Source organism: Burkholderia sp. F1, assembly GCF_050813845.1.
Lineage (GTDB): Bacteria > Pseudomonadota > Gammaproteobacteria > Burkholderiales > Burkholderiaceae > Burkholderia > Burkholderia ubonensis.
In genome coordinates, this window is the sequence record NZ_CP172422.1 from 1,514,167 (window position 1) to 1,531,049 (window position 16,883).

A 16,883-nucleotide genomic window follows, 5' to 3' on the forward strand; every position below is an offset into this window, starting at 1 on the left:
ACGCTAGAGCGCCGGGTCGAGCGGCGTGATCCGGGCCAGCATCAACGTGTACTCTTCCGCCGCAATCTGGCGGAATTTCATTTTCACGACCGCTTGCGCCTGCTCCTGCGGTAACGCCGGGTCGGCTTTGGCAAACAGGAGGGTGGCGGCTGCCGCAACGATGGCTTCGGGGGCATCGAGCCGCGGCGCTTGGGGCGCTACACCGGGCGGTACGGGCGGCGGCACGACGGGCGCTGCCCCCCCGGCCGGCGCTTCGGGCTGCGACGTGCCGTTGAGCGCCTGCACGAGCAGGTAGATCGGCACGACGTCCGCCAGGCCGATCGGCAGCAAGTTCGACGCGTTCGGACCGAAATGCCGGCGCACGATCGCTTGCGAGCCTAGCCGCAGCGTGAAGCGAAACGGAAATCCGGTGCGGATCGACAGCGTGACGGGATCGGCCGCGGCCATCTGCTCGATCGACGTGATGCCTTCCGCGTGCAGCGAGGCGGTCACGGACTTCGTGACGCCGCTCAGGTTGAGCAGTTCGTCCGGCGGGTCTTCCTTCTTTTCAAGCTCGGTCACGTTTTTCGCGGCGAGTCGGCGAATCACCTTCATGATTTCCTCGATCGGCAGGATCGTCAGCGTGAACGCGATCAAGACATGCGGCGGGTTGCCGAGCGACGGCGCATAGGTCGCGACGAGTGCGAGCGGTATCGCGAGGAACAGGCGCAGCGAATACCAGTACACGTCGGACGCATTGAGCGCGCGACGCCGGATGCCCAGCACGGAATCGCTGGAGACGTACATCATCGCGCCGGCGATCGAGGCAACGATCACCGACGCGGTGAGCCCGCAAATGCTGGTCGCCTTGTCCGGCGACAGGCAGTCGCCCTGCGTGCAGACCCACGCCGCGATAGCCGTGATCGCGTAAGTCACCGCGAGCAGAATGAGAAACGGCGGCACGAACGCCCACAGGCCGTACTGCTCGTGGTAGATGTTCGCGAACAGGCGGTCGCCCAGCGCCGGCCAGCGTTGCGAGAAGGTGTTCAGGCGCTCGCTGTCGCCGCCCGCCGTCGGCGGTGCGCCGCCCTGTTGCTCCGCGAACTGGATCGTCTGCAGCAGCCATTTCGACCAGAAACGCTTCAGGTAGGCGTCGAGCGCATTGTTCTTGAGGCTGTTCTGGAATTCGTCATAGCGCGCATACCAGCCAAGGCACAGGAACGCGATGAGCGGAGCGCCTACCAGCACGGTGGCGATCGCGCTGACCAGGATGATCGCCCATGGCCACTGGAGCGCCAGAAACCACGTGCGAAAGCTTTCCCAGCTTTCCCAGTTGATCGGTCGATTGGTCGCAAGCGTCGCGATCACGATACCGGCCACGTTGATGAGAATCAGATAGAGACTCAACAAATACGCCCGGCCGCGCGCCGTCTGGTGACTCATTTGCACCGGGGGCCGCTTCAGCAGCGGGATTTCAAACGGGTTCGAGGTAGCCATGTGCATGCTCGCGAGTGATCGCGTCCGTTTCCGCGCGCGACCGGGCGAGCGGAAGGCGGACAAGAGTCACGTACCGCCGGCGCTTGGCGGGACGCGTTGCCTTGCTTCGATGGAGCGAATCAGGAAAGAGACCGCGGAATCAGCCCGGCGGGGCAAGCAGATGCTTTGACGCGCGCACCGGCGGAATGCCGGATGCGCATGCCGGCACGCGCGATCCGTCTCGGAGCGGAGCGCATGCGGCGGTGTTCGATACGCCGAGAGACGATGACTTGTCCATGGCGAGTCCCCTGGTTGGAATGAATTTGTAAGACGTGGTTATCTTGACGGGCATGCGCGCGATAGGCGTGTCTTTATGCGAATCGACCGGGATTCGCCGCGCGTTTGATCCGTAGAGTCCAAGCTAGGTCACGCACCGGGAATGTCAAGCAATGCGAGAATCGAATGCGGGATTGTGCTGATATTGCCGGGTAATGACAGGGCTGGCCTGAGGAATGCTGTCGCGGCGTCTGAATCCTCGGTTCCGGCGCGCGCACGACGGCTAATCGTCCGACATGTCGTTCCGTCGCGAAGTCGGCGCCACCGATCGCGCATCGCGCTGATAGAAGCCGGAAAAACGTTCGAGCTGGCGCCGCGCGTCTTCCGGATCGGCGTCCGCGCCGAGCACCGCGCTCGAGAAGCCGGTGCGCTCCATCAGCAGCACCTGGTCGATCAGCACGTCGCCGGTCGCACGCAGGTCGCCCGCAAACCCGAAGCGCTTGCGCAGCAGGTACGCCTGGCTGTACGCGCGGCCGTCGGTGAACGCCGGGAACTGCAGGTCGATGCGCGTCGCTTGCGCGATCTGCGCGGCATGCGGTTCCAATTCGTCGTCGTTCGTGATCGTCAGCGTCGCGTCGCGCGTTTCGTCATCGTGTTCGGCCGGCGTCAGCAGCCGGATGCGTTGGGGTGCGTTCAATTGGCGTGCGCTCATCATGCGTTCGCGACGAGATGCCGCGCCTGGTTGGCGGCGGCCTTGAAGGGTTCGGGGCCGATGCGGCGCACCGTGTCGATGAATGGCTCGCTGCGGCCGCCGACGTCGCGCCGCGCGTCGAGATAGGTCGCGACGAGCGCGTCGACGACGTCGACGATCTCGTCCGCGGAGAACGACGGGCCGATCACCTTGCCCGGCTGCGCCGGGCCGCTCGCGGCCGAGCCGTCGGAGCCGCCGAGCGTCACCTGGTACCACTCGGCGCCGTCCTTGTCGACGCCGAGGATGCCGATGTGGCCGCTGTGGTGATGGCCGCACGAGTTGATGCAGCCGCTGATGTGCAGGTCGATGTCGCCGACGTCGTGCAGCAGGTCGAGATCCTGGAAGCGCTCGGCGATCGCATCGGCGATCGGGATCGAGCGCGCGTTCGCCAGCGCGCAGAAGTCGCCGCCCGGGCACGCGATCATGTCGGTCAAGAGGCCGATGTTCGCGCTCGCGAGGCCGGCCGCGCGCGCGTCTTCCCACAGCAGGAACAGATCGTCGACATGCACCCAAGGCAGCACCGTGTTCTGCGCATGCGTGACGCGCGCCTCGCCGGCCGAGTAGCGCTCGGCGAGATCGGCGAGCGCGTCGAGCTGGTCCGGCGACGCGTCGCCGGGCGCCTGCAGGCGCCGCTTGAACGACAGCGTGACGATCCGCAGCGCCGGGTCCTGGTGCGCGGCGACGTTGCGCGCGAGCCAGCGCGCGAAGGCCGGATGCCGGTTCGCGTGTGCGGCGACGCGTGCGTTCGCGTCGCGCAGGTCGACGCTGCGCGGCGGGCGCGACGGCGGCACGAAGCACGCGGCGATGCGGTCGAACTCGGCCTGCGGAATCGTATGCGGGCCGCCGTCATGCTCGACGATCTGGCGGAACTCCGCTTCGACGTCGTCGATGTAGCGCTGCCCCTCGGTCTTCACGAGGATCTTGATGCGCGCCTTGTACTTGTTGTCGCGGCGGCCGTAGCGGTTGTACACGCGCACGATCGCCTCGATGTAGTTCATCACGTGCCGCCACGGCAGGAACGCGCGCAACAGCGTCGCGGTCATCGGCGTGCGGCCCATCCCGCCGCCGACGCTCACGCGAAAGCCCAGTTCCCCCGCGTCGTCGCGCACGAGCTTCAGGCCGACGTCGTGCCAGTCGGTCGCCGCGCGGTCCTCGGCCGCGCCGGTGATCGCGATCTTGAACTTGCGCGGCAGGAACGCGAACTCGGGATGCAGCGTCGTCCATTGCCGCATCACTTCGGCGAACGGGCGCGGATCGGCGATCTCGTCCGGCGCGACGCCCGCGCGCTCGTCGCACGAGATGTTGCGGATGCAGTTGCCGCTCGTCTGGATGCCGTGCATGTCGACGGTCGCGAGCAGGTCCATCACGTCGGCCGCTTTCGATAGCGGAATCCAGTTGAATTGCACGTTGGTGCGCGTCGTGAAGTGCGCGTTGCGGGTCGGCAGGCGCGTCGTGCCGAGCAGGGCCTGTGCGTCGCAGGCGGCGCGGTAGGTCGCCGCGTCGGGCACGTCGTAGTCGCGCGCGATCCGGGCGAGCACGCGCAGCTGGGCGCTCGAGAGCTCGCCGTAGGGCACGGCGGCGCGCAGCATCGGCGCGTGGCGCTGCACGTACCAGCCGTTCTGCAGGCGCAGCGGCCGGAACGCGTCTTCGCTCAGCGCGCCGCGCTGCCAGCGTTCGAGCTGGTCGCGAAACTGGGCCGCGCGGCTGCGGACGAGCGCGCGGTCGAATACCGTATATCGATACATGACGTCGGATGCGTGGAAAGCGGCGACGCTCGCCGCTCGTGGGGGAAGGCGCGACGGGCGTTGCGCTACGGAAGGACAGGGTAGGGAAGGCGGGGCGGGCGAACAAGCAGCAGATGCGGGCGCAATCGGCGCAGCAGATGATGGCGGCGCGCTCAACCCGCCTTGCGCACCGGCGGCTGCGCCACCAGCTCGCCCAGCACGCGGATCGCGCGCTCGATCTCGCGGCTCCACGGATGGCCGAAATTCACGCGCACGCAGCGCTCGAAGCCGTGCGCCGCGGAAAACAGCGGCCCCGGCGCAAAGCTGATCCCGCGCGCGATCGCCTGCCGATGCAGTTCCATCGCGTCGATCGCCTGGGGAAATTCGAGCCACAGAAAATACCCGCCTTCGGGCCGCACCCATTCGACGCCCGCGGGCAGCCAGCGCCGCAGCGCGTCGTCCATCCGGTCGAGCTGCCCTTGCAGCGCGCCGCGCAGCTTGCGCAGATGGCGGTCATAGCCGCCGTGCTCGAGATAGTTCGCGATGCCGGCCTGCGCGGGAATGCTCGCCGACAGCGTCGTCATCAGCTTGAGCCGCTGCACCTTCTCCGCGTATCGGCCCGCGGCCGCCCAGCCGATCCGGTAGCCGGGCGCGAGCGTCTTCGAGAACGAGCTGCAGTGCATCACGAGGCCGTGCTTGTCGAACGCGCGCGCGGGCAGCGGATAGTCGGGGCCGAAGTGCAGTTCGCCATAGACGTCGTCCTCGATCAGCGGCACGTCGCGCGCCGCGAGCAGCTCGACGAGCGCGCGCTTTTTCTCCGCCGTCAGCGTGACGCCGGTCGGGTTCTGGAAATTCGTCATGAACCAGCACGCGCGCACGTTGTGCCGGTCGAGCGCGTTCTCGAGCGCGACGAGGTCGAGCCCGGTGCGCGGGTCGACCGGAATCTCGACGGCCCGCAGGTCGAGCCGCTCGATCGCCTGCAGCGCCGCGTAGAAGCCCGGCGCCTCGACGGCCACCACGTCGCCGGGCCGCGTGACGGCCATCAGGCACAGGTTCAGCGCTTCGAGCGCGCCGTTCGTGACGACGATCTCGTCGACCGGCTGCGACACGCCCATCGCGAGATAGCGCAGCGCGATCTGCCGGCGCAACTGCTCGTTGCCGGGCGGCAGGTCGACCACCGTGCTCCACGGGCTGACGAGGCGCGTCGCCTGCGCGATCGACTTCGCGAGGCGCGGCAGCGGAAACAGCTGCGGCGCCGGAAACGCGGAGCCCAGCGGCACGATGCCGGGCTGCGTCGCGGCGTCGAGCACCGAGAACACGAGGTCGCTGATGTCGACCTTGCGCGTCGCGGCGGCGCGGGGCGCGCGCCGCTTCGCGCTCGGGCGCGCGCCCGGCGCGACGTAGTAGCCGGAGCGCTCGCGTGCGCGGATCAGCCCCCACTGTTCGAGCAGGTAATACGCGCGAAACACCGTCGACTGGCTGACGCCGTGCTGCGCGATGATCTGGCGCAGCGACGGCAGGCGCGTGCCGACCGCGAGGTTGCCGTTGCGGATCTCGTCGGCGATCGTGTGGGCGAGGGTTTCGTAGCGTTTCATCGAACAGGACAGGAGCCGGGTGCGGCAAGCGGGCTCATTGTCCAATGGCCGTCGGCAAAAGGAAAGCTTGTCCGGCCGCCGGACCTGCGTTCAGGCCGCGCTCGGCTCGACGTTGCGCGCCGCGGTCCCGCCGCGCACGAGCGGCAGCGGCTCGACCTTGCCGACGACGAACAGGTACGACAGCGCGCCGACGATGCACAGCGCCCCCGCCACGGCGAGCGGCACGACGAACGAGCCCTTCGTGAGCGACAGCATCACGCCGGTGAACGTCGTGATGAAGATGCCCGCGAGATTGCCCGCGAAGTTCTGGATGCCGCCGATCGACGCGACGTGCGCGGGCGTCGGCGCGACTTCGCCGACGAGCGTCCACACGTTCGCGCCGGCGAACGACAGGCTCGCATACGCGAGCGCGAACAGCGCGAGGCAGGCCCACACGTTGTCGACGAACGCCGACAGCGCGATCGACGACGACAGCAGCATGCCGAGCACGAGGCAGGTCTTGCGTGCGGCGGTCGCGCTCCAGCCGCGCCGGAACAGGCTGTCCGACACGTAGCCGCCGAGCCAGCCGCCGGGGATCGCGAGCAGCGCGGGCAGCATCCCCCAGGTGCCGAGCGACGCGAGCGAGAAGCCGCGCGATTGCAGCAGATAGCTCGGGAACCACGTAATGAAGAAATAGATCGCGAAGTTCAGGCAGAACAGGCCGATCATCATTCCCCAGATGGTCCGGTAGCGGAACAGGTCGAGCCACGCTATCTTCGCGCCGTCGGCCGCGGACGTGGCGGCCGGTGTGCCGCGCTGCGCGAGCAGCGCGTCGACCGCCTCGGGCGCGATCGCGCGGTAGCGTTCCGGGTCGCGGTAGATGAACCACCACGCGAGCGCCCACACGATGCCGATGCCGCCCGTGATCACGAACGAGCCGCGCCAGCCGACGAGCGAGATCAGCCACGCGACGAGCGGCAGCGACAGCGCGGAGCCGACCCGCGAGCCGCTGTCGAAGATGCTGCTCGCGAGCCCGCGCTCGCTGCGCGGGAACCAGTTGAACGCGACCTTCGCGAACGACGGGATCGCGGCCGCCTCGCCGACGCCGAGCATCAGCCGCACGCCGACGAGCTGCGCAAGGCCGCGCGCGGCGCCGGTCGCCATCGTGAACAGCGACCACCAGCCGACCGCGAGCGCGAGGCTCACGCGCACGCCGACCTTGTCGATGAACCAGCCGGCGGGCAGTTGCAGGAACGCGTAGGTCCAGAAGAACGCGCTCAGCACGAGCCCCATGCCGACCGCGTCGAGGCCGAGCTCCGCGCGAATGCTCGGCGCGGCGATCGCGAGGTTCGCGCGGTCGATGAAGTTGATGACGTTGGCGAGGAAGCACATGAGGATCATGGCCCATCGGATGCGTGGCATGGGAGGTCTCCGCGCGGAAATGGCGTGACGGGACGCCGGCGATCCGCTGCGCCGGCGCCCTCGGGCGAGCGGGTCAGTGCGGTTGGCGCTCGAGCTTGTCCATTGCTTCCCACAGGCCGTTCAGGTACACGGCGCCGAGCGCGCGGTCGTAGAGCCCGTAGCCGGGCTTGCCGGTCTCGCCCCAGATCATGCGGCCGTGGTCCGGGCGCACGTAGCCGGTGAAGCCCGTGTCGTGATACGCCTTCACGATCGCGGCGATGTCGAGCGAGCCGCAGCTCGACAGGTGCGCGGTTTCCTCGAAGTCGCCGTTCGCTTCCACCTTGACGTTGCGGATGTGCGCGAAGTGGATGCGTCCCATCCCGCCGAATTCGCGCACCAGCGCCTCGACGTCGTTCCGCGGCCCCGCGCCGAGCGAGCCCGAGCAGAGCGTCAGCCCGTTCGCGGGCGTGTCGACGATGCGCACGATCCGCGCGAGGTCGTCGCGGTTCTTCACGATGCGCGGCAACCCGAAGATCGGTCGAGGCGGGTCGTCCGGATGGATCGCCATCTTCACGCCGGCTTCCTCGGCGACCGGGATGATCGCCTTCAGGAAGTATTCGAGGTTTGCCCACAGCGCCGCTTCGTCGATCTCGCGATACTCGGCGAGCAGCGCCTGCAACTGGTCGGGCCGGTAGCTCGAATCCCAGCCCGGCAGCGCGATGCCCTGGTTCGGATCGATCCGGTCGACCGCATCGGTGCTGAATGCGAGGCAGGTCGAGCCGTCGTCGAGCGTCTTCGACAGCTCGGTGCGGGTCCAGTCGAACACGGGCATGAAGTTGTAGCAGACGACCCGGATGCCGGCCGCGCCGAGATGGCGGATGGTCCGCTGGTAGTTTTCGATCAGGCGGTCGCGGCCCGGCTTGCCGAGCTTGATATCTTCGTGCACCGGCACCGACTCGACGACCTCGAAGCGCAGGCCGGCCCGCTCGATCGTCGCCTTCAGCGCGTCGATCCGCTGCGCGGGCCAGACCTCGCCGACCGGCTCGTCGTAGATCGCGGACACGATGTGCGTCACGCCCGGAATCTGCCGGATGTACTGCAGCGAGACCGGATCGGACTCGCCATACCAACGGAAAGACATCTTCACTGGATCGGCTCCTTGCTGGCGGTGATGTTCGCGCATCATGATTGGTATGCCAGTTTGGCGGAATAGTGGTTTACCAGTTGCTCGCGGGCGCGATGGCGCAACCGGGCGATCGGATGGGGCCGGGCCGGACCGGCGTACGGCGCCGGTGGAAATTGGTGTACCATTTTCGCGATCCGGCGCCGTGGGTGGCGGCGGCAAGCCTGTTGCGAGTGTTCGATGACCGATTTATCCAACCTGCCCGGCAACCGCGACGCGGACGCCGCGGACCGCTCCTACATTGGCCTCGCGCGGCAGATTCACGCGATGATCGCGGCCGGCGCGGTCGAGGCGGGCGCGCGGCTGCCGTCGGAGCGCAGCCTGGCCGACCGGTTCGGCGTCAGCCGCACGCAGGTGCGCGAGGCGATCATTGCGCTCGAGGTGCAGGGGATCGTCGAGGTGCGGGTCGGGTCGGGCATCTACGTGTGCGCCGACGATGCGGCGCGGCCCGTGACGTTCGAGGTGCCGCGCGGCCCGGGGCCGATCGAGACGCTGCGCGCGCGCGGGCTGATCGAAGCGGAGATCGCCTCGCTCGCGGCGACCGAGCGCAAGGACGCCGATCTCGACCGCCTGTTCATTGCCCTCACGACGATGCGCGAGCAGATGGACGACAAGGCCGCGTACGATGCGGCGGATCGCCAGTTTCATCTGCGCATCGCCGAATCCACTGGCAATACGGTGCTGCTGCACATGGTCACCGCGATGTGGGACTGCGCGCGCAGCGATCCGCTGTGGGACAAGATCGAGGAGCATTTCCATTCGCAGGCATTGCGCGCGGCGTCGCAGGAGGATCACCAGCGGATCTTCGCGGCGATCATGGCGCGCGATGCGGACGGCGCGCGCGACGCGATGCGCGCGCATCTGTCGCGCGTGATCGCGGAGTTCACGCAGGCGTGGCGTTGAGGTCGGCTCGCGCGACGGGCGATTGCCTAAAGAAAAGAAGCAATTCGCACACGCGCTGCCGATTGATATGTCGACGGCAAGGATGCGATCCGTATGAAGGATGCGCGTTCAATCGCATCGCACACGCCGTCGTGCAATCAAAATGAAGCGGTCAAATTTTCCTGCAGACAATCGTCGCGATCGATTTCGATTCGCTTGCGAGCACAACGAATCAGGATATCGAATTAAATCTGTATCGCGAATCATTCCATCTTCCCGAAAATAATCCGTAAAAATGAATCCGCATGCGGCGAGTGCTTATTGCGTGGGGATTCTTTTTATGGTCTTGTAGCAAGCTCAAGCTATCGCATCGACTAGATAAAAAAGGACAGTCGAATGCAGCCAGGTGGTGCGGACACAGTCCGATTGTTCAGGGGAATCGGCGCATGTTGGCGCGGGGTCAACGTGGCGTGGTGCACGATTCTCGTCATCTTGACGTTGGGGTTGGCGTGCCCGGCGGGCATTGCCGCGCCGGAGTCCGCAAACGAAAACGTGTTGCGCGTGCTCGCGTGGCCGGGTTACGCGGACAACGACGTCGTCAGCGCTTTCGAAACGCGCTTCCATGCTCGTGTCGAAGTGACGCTCGTCGATTCCGACGAAGCGTTATGGTCGCGGATGCATAGCGCGTCGCCGCCCCCTTATGACGTGCTCGCGGCGAACACCGCCGAGATCCAGCGCTATGCGCGCGACAACCTGCTCGCGCCGCTCGATCTGTCGCGGATACCGAACCGGCGGCTGCAACTGCCGAACTTCCAGCACGTCGTGAACATCGGCGGGCTCACGCGCGGCGCCGCGACATACGGGATTCCGTTCACGTATTCATCAATGGGGCTGATCTACGACCGCAAGCAGATTCCGGTCGCGCCGCATTCGATGCTCGAGCTGTGGAATTCGCGCTATCGGGGCAAGGTGCTCGACTTCAACAGCGCGCAGCACAATTTCTCGTTCACCGCGCTGGCGCTCGGCTATGCCGATCCGTTCCACCTGTCGCCGGCGCAGACGCGCATCGTCACGCGCAAGCTGATCGACCTGCGCCGCAACCTGCTCACCTACTACACGCTGCCGGAGGAGGCGACCGCGCTGTTCGTCCGGCATCGCGCGGCGCTGATGTTCGGCAACTACGGCACGCAGCAGGTCGAACTGCTGCGCCGCGCCGGCGCGGATGTCGGCTACGTGATCCCGGACGAAGGCGCGCTCGCATGGCTCGACTGCTGGGCGATGACGCGCGGCGTCGAGCATCCGGAGCTGGCGCTCGCGTGGATCAACTACATGCTCGAGCCCGCGATCGGCACGCTGCTCACGCAGCGCCAGGGACTGGCGAACACGCTCACGCCGCCGCCGGAACTCGACGCGGGCCGGCAGCATCTGGTGTGGATCCAGCCCGTCGAGGACATCGGGCGCCGCGAGGCGCTGTGGGGCCGCATCGTGTCGGGCGACCGGCCGGAGCGTTTCGGCAAATGATGAAGCTCGGCCTCACGTCGAAGCTGTCGGTGCTGCTTGCGTGCATCGGCGTCGTCGCGTCCGGTGCGACCGGCTATTACACGTATCGCGCGAATCGCGCGATGCTCGTGCAGGAAGCGCAGCACAGCCTGCTGATGTCGACGCAGCTGCTGGGGCAGCGTTTCACCGCCGCGCTCGGCGACGTCGCCGACGACGCGCTGGTGCTCGCGACGATGCCGTCGTCGCCGGCCGTCGCAAGCGGCAACGAGGCGGGCGACCTGCATACGGGCGCTGTGCGGGCGGGCGCCGCGCAGCGCCTGCGGCTCGAGCAGGTGTACTACAGTTTCATGACGCATCATCCGGAATACATGCAGATCCGCCTGATCGCGCGCGCGAACTACGGGCTCGAAAGGATCCGCGTCGATCGCGACGAACGCGGCGTCGTCGTGCTGCCGGCGAGCGCGTTGCAGGAGAAAGGGCAGTTCTCCTACGTGTTCGATACGCTCGCGACCGCGCCGGGGCACGTCTACCTGTCGCCGATCGCGATCAACCACGAGACCGGTTCGCATGCGGCCGAGGGGCAGCCGATCCTGCGCGTCGGCACGCCGGTCGTCGATGCGCTCGGCGAGACGGTCGGCGCGCTCGTGATCGACATCGACCTGGCGCGCGTGTTTACGCGGCTCGAGCGCGACCTGCCGGAAAGCTATCTCGTGTACCTCGCGAACGAGTGGGGGGATTTCCTGGTCCATCCCGATCCCGCGCAGATGTTCGGCTTCGATCGCGGGCGGCGCGTGCTGATGCAGGACAGCTTCCCGGTCACGCGGCCGCTGTTCGACGAGGCGCAGACGAACGCGACGATCAACGGCCTCGCGGATCCCGAGCAGGCAACCGGGCAGATGCTCGCGTTCGCGCGCACGCCGTTCAGCCGTGGCGAAGGCAACCGCTTCGTCGTGCTCGGGCTCGCCCGGCCGCTGTCGGACGTGCTGGCGCCGGCCGGCATGCTCGGCGAGCGGATCGTGCGGATGGTGCTGATCTCGAGCGTGCTCGCGGTGATCCTGGCGATCCTGTTCGCGCGCGCGATCACGCGGCCGCTGCAGGTGCTCGCGCGCGCGGCGATGCACGTGTTCGACGATCCCGCGTCCGAGCGGCTGCCGGTCGGGCGCTCGGACGAGATCGGCATTCTCGCGCGCTGCTTCGACTGCATGCGCGTCGAGATCCGCACGCAGGTGACGATGCTGCGGGCGAAGCAGCAGGAGCTCACCCATCTCGCCGGGCACGACATGCTCACGGGCCTGCCGAACCGCATGCTGTTCATGGAGCGGCTCGACGGCGCGATCCGCCACGCGGCGTCGACGAACGAAGGGCTCGCGGTGATGTTCGTCGATCTCGACCGCTTCAAGCAGATCAACGATCAGCTCGGGCATTCGGCCGGCGACCGCACGCTCGTCGCGGTCGCGAAGCGCCTGAACCTGGTGCTGCGCAGCGGTGACATGGCCGCGCGGCTCGGCGGCGACGAGTTCATCGTGCTGATCGCCGGGGTGCGCTCGCCGGAGCTGGTCGGCGACATCGCGTCGCGCATCCAGATCGTGATGGCCGAGGAGCTGGAGTTCGGCGAGCGGCGCATGGCGGTGGGCGCGAGCATCGGCGTCAGCGAGTATCCGGTCGACGGCGCGTCGGCCGAGGAACTGCTGGTCAAGGCGGATGCCGCGATGTACGCGGCGAAGGCGTCGGCGCAGTGCGCGTACGTGCGCTACCAGGAGCTGGTCGCCGGCGTGCGCGCGGACGACGCGCGGCATGCGTCTTCGTAGGCGTCGCCCGTGCGACGAGCCCGTCGCTGGACGGGCTCGTCGCGGGAGCGGGGGCCGCGCGCCGGGCGCGCAGCGTCGGACTTAGTGGCCGAAGTAGACCGAGTCGCGCGGATTGCGCGCGTTGATCGCCGGAGCGCCGCCCTGGACGACCGGCCCGGCCTGCGCGCCGTAGCCGGTGCTGTCGGCGCCCTGCACGCGGGCTTGCGCGGCCAGGATGTCGTCCGGGTAGTGCGGGCTCGCCACGCTCGGCTTGTAGCCGGCCTGCTCGAGCCGGACCAGGTCGTTGCGCACTTGCGCGCGGGTCACGGTGCTTTGCGCGAATGCGCCGAACGAGGCGGACAGGGCGGTGGCGGCAACGACTGCGGTGATGAGCGATTTCATGATGACCTCCGATGTTTGTTTGGCTTTCCGCGTTCGACACCATGTCGTAAGCGGTTGAGTACATCGTAGGCGTCGGGAAACCTAGGGTAAACGTGGATTTCGGCGAAAGATAATTACGCCCAAGTCAATAATTTTGCGAAAAATGCCGTCTGTCCCTAATGATTTGGGCGCGTTTTGCAATGAATTGTGGTGGGCGGCGCGACCGGGGTGACGCAGCGGGTCAGACGCTGTCGGCGTCGTCGATTTCCTTGCGCTCGCGGCGCTCCTCGTTGCCGCGGCGCGCCCGCAGGCGCTGGCGCGACAGCACGGCGATCACCTGCTGGGTGGGGGCGCCGGAAGGGAGTTCGTTGCGGATGAGGTCGGCCACCATCGGCAGGCCCGCGCGCTGCCGGCGCAGCGCCTTCGCGATTGCCCGGCGGCATTCGTCCCCGTGGCAATCCCATTCGTCGCGGATTCTCTGGCAATAACGGCATGTGTCCATGGCGGACAGTCTAACGCGTCTTGCGTTGCCGATCCTTTGGAAAACAAGGGGTTGGGAATCCGCGACGTAGCGCCAGCAAGGGGGCTCGGGCGCAATGTGCTCCGCTGCGCTCATGCTCCCAGCTCGGGCTGGCGCGTGTCCGGCGGCACGGCGAGGGTGTCGGCGGCCGCTTGCGGCGTTTTCGCGTCTTCGCGCTTTTCAACGAGATGCATCGCCAGCGCGGTGATCGTCAGCAACGCGAACGCGGCGGGGCCCGTCATCGCGGCATGGCTGATCTGCAGCAGGTATCCCGCTGCGGCAAGCATGATGCCGAGCACCACGGCGGCCCGCGTGCGCCGGCGCAACCAGCGTTCGAGCCCGACGAACGCCATCGCGAAAAATGCCGCCCACGACCCGGTCAGGCTGATGAACGACCCGACACCGCCCGTCCAGCGGTCGACCCAGAAGTTGTTCAGCAGCGTCGCGATGGCCGTGTGCTGGTCCGGCGTCATCTGCGCGGCGATCTGCAGCAGGCGGCCGAGCCCGATGCCGCCGACCGCGTCGAGCACCGTGTAGGCAACCAGGAAAACGAAGGTCGACAGGCGCGCCAGCCAGGCGATCGGGCCCGGATCGTCGCCGACGAGCAGCCAGAGCCCGATGCAGACGAGCACGACGCACGGCGTCTGGATCATGTGCAGCGCAAACCACCAGGCGGGGCCGAAATACGCCAGCGCGTCGTGGTTGTGATCGTATTCGGGCTTCGACAGGTAATCGAACATGCCGGGGTCATGGGTGAACCCGGCAGGATGAAACAGCTCGATCGTCGCCAGCACGAGCGGCGCGACGAAAAGACACAGCCACCACAGCACGGCCCGGGTTGTCCGGTTCATGTTCGGCTCCTGAATGGCTCATGAATCGCATCGACGACGAACCGCGCGCGGCGCGCAGGCCAGCACGTATGCGATATCGGTCAAGGGATGAAAATGATCGAACGAACGGTATTTTCCATTCGCTCTCAGTCAGCATAGGATACGCGCAGGCGAATGTTAAGAAGTAATCTCGCGTCGATATCGGAATGCTATATGACCTTGAAATTCACCACTTTATTTTCCGGTGCGATTGGGATGTTTGTTATAAGCGACGCGTGAACGCTCCAGTCTTCCCCAATGGTGAGCGATGGATATTCTGTTTTCCATTCGCCATCGGCATCAATCGTCACTTTCCATTCGCCACCCGTCATGATTTTTCCCGCTTTCATGAGGCGAACCTGAACCTTGTGATCGACAGGGCCCGAGCCCCGGATGCGAAGCGGCCCTGGAGGAAGGATCTCGTTCTCCGCGGGATGTGCGATTTCAAAAGGTTTAGACATTTCTGGCTCCGGTCTGGTTGTCAATGAAGTGCTGGACTGCCGCATATATTCACTGCTGATTCAGTATTGTTGCCAGGGGGAATTTTGGCAAGCAAGCTGCCTGATTTGTCAGGTGCGCCGTTGTGTTTATTCGGAGGATTTTTAATGGAAGGGGATGTTTATTTCGTATTTCGGAATGGATTGTTTATCAATGCCTGCATGATCGGGTGGCGCATTCCATGTTTGGAAATCGACCTGGCGACATGCGTTGCCGCAAGACGCGGAAACCATTCGCCACGTCGGCCGCCGGCGGGTTGCGCGCATGATGCCGCGCTACCCGCATGCCGCTTGCTTACCGTTCGCGGCGCTTCTTGCTCATCACGATCGTCTCGAACAGCGCGTATTGCGCGGTCGGCTGCTGGTCCGCGCCCGGCGCGTGGTAGTAGCGCATCGTGATCGTCGTGTCGCCGCCCGGCGTGCCCGGATCGTGGTCGAACACCGCGATCCCGTAGCCGGTGCCCGTATCGCGGCGCGCGGACCAGATCGCGTCCTCGAGCGCGTCGGCCGGCTTGCGCACGAACGTGTTCGGCGCCGCGCCCGGCACCGGCCGGTTCGGCTTCGTGAACACCTTCGCCTGCGCGAAGCCCGTCGCGGGGTTTTCGCCGTACACGTCGAGCGGCGCGCTGGTGCCGCCGCCGCCGAGGATCAGGTGGATCGTCCCGTGGCTCGTGTCGAACGTCGCGCGCGCCGGATCGGCCGTCACGGCCGGACGCGGCTGCAGCGTGTCGACCACTTCGCCCGTCGCGGCGTCGATGCCCGCGCGGTGGTTGCAGCCGCGCACCGGGTAGCTGCGCTCGTAGTCGTGATCGTGGCCGCACAGCACGAGATCGACGCCGTAGCGGTCGAACAGCGGCAGCCACGCTTCGCGGATGCCCTTGTCCGAGCCGTTGCCGGTCTTCGACGAGCTCAGCGCGTCCTGGTGCATCTGCACGACGATCCAGTCGACGTCGTCGTCCTTCGACGCGTGGTGCAGCGTGCGTTCGAGCCAGCGGGTCTGCTCGCCGCGGCTGTAGCCGCGGATGTAGAACGACGTGCCCGGCTCGATCGGCGGATGACCGGTGCTCGCCGCCGGCACGAGCGGGTTCGGGCCGGCGACGAACGCGCCCGCGTCCTGGTAGACGACGTCGTCCGCATCGAGCGAGATGAACAGCACCGAGCTCACGTGGAAGCTGTACCAGCGGCCCGGAAAGTGCGTGCCGTTCTCGGGCAGCGCGTAGCGCGCGAGATACGAATCGAAGCCCTGCGGGCCGTTGTTGAACTCGACCTCGTGGTTGCCGGGGCACGGCATCCACGGGCGATTCGCGGCCGACGTCTGGTTGTTGTTGCCGAAGTCGCGCCACACCTCGGGCTGGTGCGCCGGGTTCAGGTTCGCGTAGCACAGGTCGCCGTTCAGCAGATGGAACAGCGGCTGGAATTGCTCGACCGCCTGCACCGCGAAGCGGCTTTGCGGCGATGACAGCACCCATGCGCCGTTCGGCGTCGCGAGATCGCCGTAGCTCGTGAAGCGGAACGGCGCGCGGCCGCGTGGCGCGGTCGCGAAGCTTGCGGTGAACGGTTGTGCGGCGTTGCTGTCGTTGTCGGCCGTGAGCACGTACTGGTAGCGGGTGCCCGGCTTCAGGCCGTGCACGCGCGCGTGATAGGTGAACACCGTCTCGCCGTTGAGGCCGTCCGTGTACAGGCGCTGCACGCCGTGCACGACGCGCGGATGCTCGCCGTCGGCGCTGATCCGCGCGCGCGGATTGACCGCGGGCGCGAGCGACGCCCACGAGATCACGACTTCCGACGCGGGGTCGCTGCCCCACGTCAGGTGGATCTGCTCGGGCGTGCCGTCCGGGCTCGACGCGGCGGCCTTGCCGGCTGCCGCGAGGCCGCCCGCCGCGGTCGCGAGGCCGGACACGCCGGCGAGTTTCAGGAAGCCGCGGCGCGATACGGCGGCGACCGGTTCGTTTTGGTGATCGGGGGCGTTGTCCTGGTTCGACATGGTCGGGATTCTCGGTGAAAGGAGCACGAGGACGCGAAGCGGCACAGTCCGGCGCAACACGGGCAGGCGCATGCGTGGGCCGGAAACGAGCGGGATCCC

14 protein-coding genes are annotated in these 16,883 nt (G+C 67.1%); 3 read left to right on the top strand and 11 right to left on the bottom strand.

Annotation, left to right across the window (positions count from 1 at the left end; genetic code table 11):
* Positions 1-3: 3 nt before the first annotated feature.
* The 6 genes from ACFIMZ_RS25840 to uxuA form a co-directional block, all read right to left on the bottom strand.
* Positions 4-1,476, bottom strand: coding sequence for a hypothetical protein (locus ACFIMZ_RS25840; protein WP_431825116.1), 1,473 nt, complete (start codon positions 1,474-1,476; stop codon positions 4-6).
* Between the two features lie 538 nt (positions 1,477-2,014).
* Positions 2,015-2,446 (bottom strand): DUF934 domain-containing protein, encoded by a 432-nt coding sequence (locus ACFIMZ_RS25845; protein WP_431825117.1) that lies wholly within the window; start codon positions 2,444-2,446, stop codon positions 2,015-2,017.
* Entirely contained in the window at positions 2,443-4,227 is a 1,785-nt protein-coding gene (locus ACFIMZ_RS25850) for a nitrite/sulfite reductase (protein WP_431825118.1), read from the bottom strand. Before ACFIMZ_RS25850 ends, ACFIMZ_RS25845 begins: the two co-directional genes overlap by 4 nt.
* Before the next feature lie 152 nt (positions 4,228-4,379).
* Positions 4,380-5,801 carry a PLP-dependent aminotransferase family protein gene (locus tag ACFIMZ_RS25855; protein WP_431825119.1) on the bottom strand — a complete coding sequence of 474 codons (1,422 nt, stop codon included), beginning with the start codon at positions 5,799-5,801 and terminating at the stop codon, positions 4,380-4,382.
* Between the two features lie 90 nt (positions 5,802-5,891).
* Entirely contained in the window at positions 5,892-7,202 is a 1,311-nt protein-coding gene (locus ACFIMZ_RS25860; protein WP_431825120.1) for an MFS transporter, read from the bottom strand.
* A gap of 73 nt (positions 7,203-7,275) precedes the next feature.
* Entirely contained in the window at positions 7,276-8,328 is a 1,053-nt protein-coding gene (gene uxuA / locus ACFIMZ_RS25865) for a mannonate dehydratase (protein ID WP_431825121.1), read from the bottom strand.
* Between the two features lie 216 nt (positions 8,329-8,544).
* Between uxuA and ACFIMZ_RS25870 the strand changes: the two genes are divergently transcribed.
* The 3 genes from ACFIMZ_RS25870 to ACFIMZ_RS25880 all read left to right on the top strand — a co-directional run bounded on the left by ACFIMZ_RS25870 (position 8,545) and on the right by ACFIMZ_RS25880 (position 12,554).
* Positions 8,545-9,267, top strand: coding sequence for a FadR/GntR family transcriptional regulator (locus ACFIMZ_RS25870; RefSeq protein WP_431825122.1), 723 nt, complete (start codon positions 8,545-8,547; stop codon positions 9,265-9,267).
* 375 nt (positions 9,268-9,642) lie between these two features.
* Complete coding sequence (locus tag ACFIMZ_RS25875; RefSeq protein ID WP_431825123.1) at positions 9,643-10,767, top strand: ABC transporter substrate-binding protein; 1,125 nt, start codon at positions 9,643-9,645, stop codon at positions 10,765-10,767.
* Positions 10,764-12,554: a diguanylate cyclase domain-containing protein gene (locus ACFIMZ_RS25880; RefSeq protein ID WP_431825124.1), complete on the top strand. Its 1,791-nt coding sequence runs from the start codon at positions 10,764-10,766 to the stop codon at positions 12,552-12,554. The genes ACFIMZ_RS25875 and ACFIMZ_RS25880 overlap by 4 nt, the downstream gene beginning before the upstream one ends.
* A gap of 81 nt (positions 12,555-12,635) precedes the next feature.
* Here the strand turns inward: ACFIMZ_RS25880 and ACFIMZ_RS25885 are convergent, their stop codons facing one another.
* From ACFIMZ_RS25885 to ACFIMZ_RS25905, 5 genes are all read right to left on the bottom strand, one after another.
* Positions 12,636-12,935 (bottom strand): DUF4148 domain-containing protein, encoded by a 300-nt coding sequence (locus ACFIMZ_RS25885; protein ID WP_431825125.1) that lies wholly within the window; start codon positions 12,933-12,935, stop codon positions 12,636-12,638.
* A 220-nt stretch (positions 12,936-13,155) separates the two neighbouring features.
* Positions 13,156-13,416 (bottom strand): hypothetical protein, encoded by a 261-nt coding sequence (locus ACFIMZ_RS25890; RefSeq protein ID WP_431825363.1) that lies wholly within the window; start codon positions 13,414-13,416, stop codon positions 13,156-13,158.
* 110 nt (positions 13,417-13,526) lie between these two features.
* Complete coding sequence (locus ACFIMZ_RS25895; protein ID WP_431825126.1) at positions 13,527-14,285, bottom strand: hypothetical protein; 759 nt, start codon at positions 14,283-14,285, stop codon at positions 13,527-13,529.
* 188 nt (positions 14,286-14,473) lie between these two features.
* Complete coding sequence (locus tag ACFIMZ_RS25900) at positions 14,474-14,764, bottom strand: hypothetical protein (RefSeq protein ID WP_431825127.1); 291 nt, start codon at positions 14,762-14,764, stop codon at positions 14,474-14,476.
* 331 nt (positions 14,765-15,095) lie between these two features.
* Positions 15,096-16,784 carry a purple acid phosphatase family protein gene (locus ACFIMZ_RS25905; RefSeq protein ID WP_431825128.1) on the bottom strand — a complete coding sequence of 563 codons (1,689 nt, stop codon included), beginning with the start codon at positions 16,782-16,784 and terminating at the stop codon, positions 15,096-15,098.
* Positions 16,785-16,883 lie beyond the last annotated feature (99 nt).

Coding starts and splice junctions, on each gene's coding strand:
- ACFIMZ_RS25900 (WP_431825127.1), bottom strand. CDS start 14,764: ATGTCTAAACCTTTTGAAATCGCACATCCCGCGGAGAACGAGATCCTT.
- ACFIMZ_RS25845 (WP_431825117.1), bottom strand. CDS start 2,446: ATGATGAGCGCACGCCAATTGAACGCACCCCAACGCATCCGGCTGCTG.
- ACFIMZ_RS25840 (WP_431825116.1), bottom strand. CDS start 1,476: ATGGCTACCTCGAACCCGTTTGAAATCCCGCTGCTGAAGCGGCCCCCG.
- ACFIMZ_RS25850 (WP_431825118.1), bottom strand. CDS start 4,227: ATGTATCGATATACGGTATTCGACCGCGCGCTCGTCCGCAGCCGCGCG.
- ACFIMZ_RS25885 (WP_431825125.1), bottom strand. CDS start 12,935: ATGAAATCGCTCATCACCGCAGTCGTTGCCGCCACCGCCCTGTCCGCC.
- ACFIMZ_RS25880 (WP_431825124.1), top strand. CDS start 10,764: ATGATGAAGCTCGGCCTCACGTCGAAGCTGTCGGTGCTGCTTGCGTGC.
- ACFIMZ_RS25890 (WP_431825363.1), bottom strand. CDS start 13,416: ATGGACACATGCCGTTATTGCCAGAGAATCCGCGACGAATGGGATTGC.
- ACFIMZ_RS25855 (WP_431825119.1), bottom strand. CDS start 5,801: ATGAAACGCTACGAAACCCTCGCCCACACGATCGCCGACGAGATCCGC.
- ACFIMZ_RS25875 (WP_431825123.1), top strand. CDS start 9,643: ATGCAGCCAGGTGGTGCGGACACAGTCCGATTGTTCAGGGGAATCGGC.
- ACFIMZ_RS25860 (WP_431825120.1), bottom strand. CDS start 7,202: ATGCCACGCATCCGATGGGCCATGATCCTCATGTGCTTCCTCGCCAAC.
- ACFIMZ_RS25895 (WP_431825126.1), bottom strand. CDS start 14,285: ATGAACCGGACAACCCGGGCCGTGCTGTGGTGGCTGTGTCTTTTCGTC.
- ACFIMZ_RS25870 (WP_431825122.1), top strand. CDS start 8,545: ATGACCGATTTATCCAACCTGCCCGGCAACCGCGACGCGGACGCCGCG.
- ACFIMZ_RS25905 (WP_431825128.1), bottom strand. CDS start 16,784: ATGTCGAACCAGGACAACGCCCCCGATCACCAAAACGAACCGGTCGCC.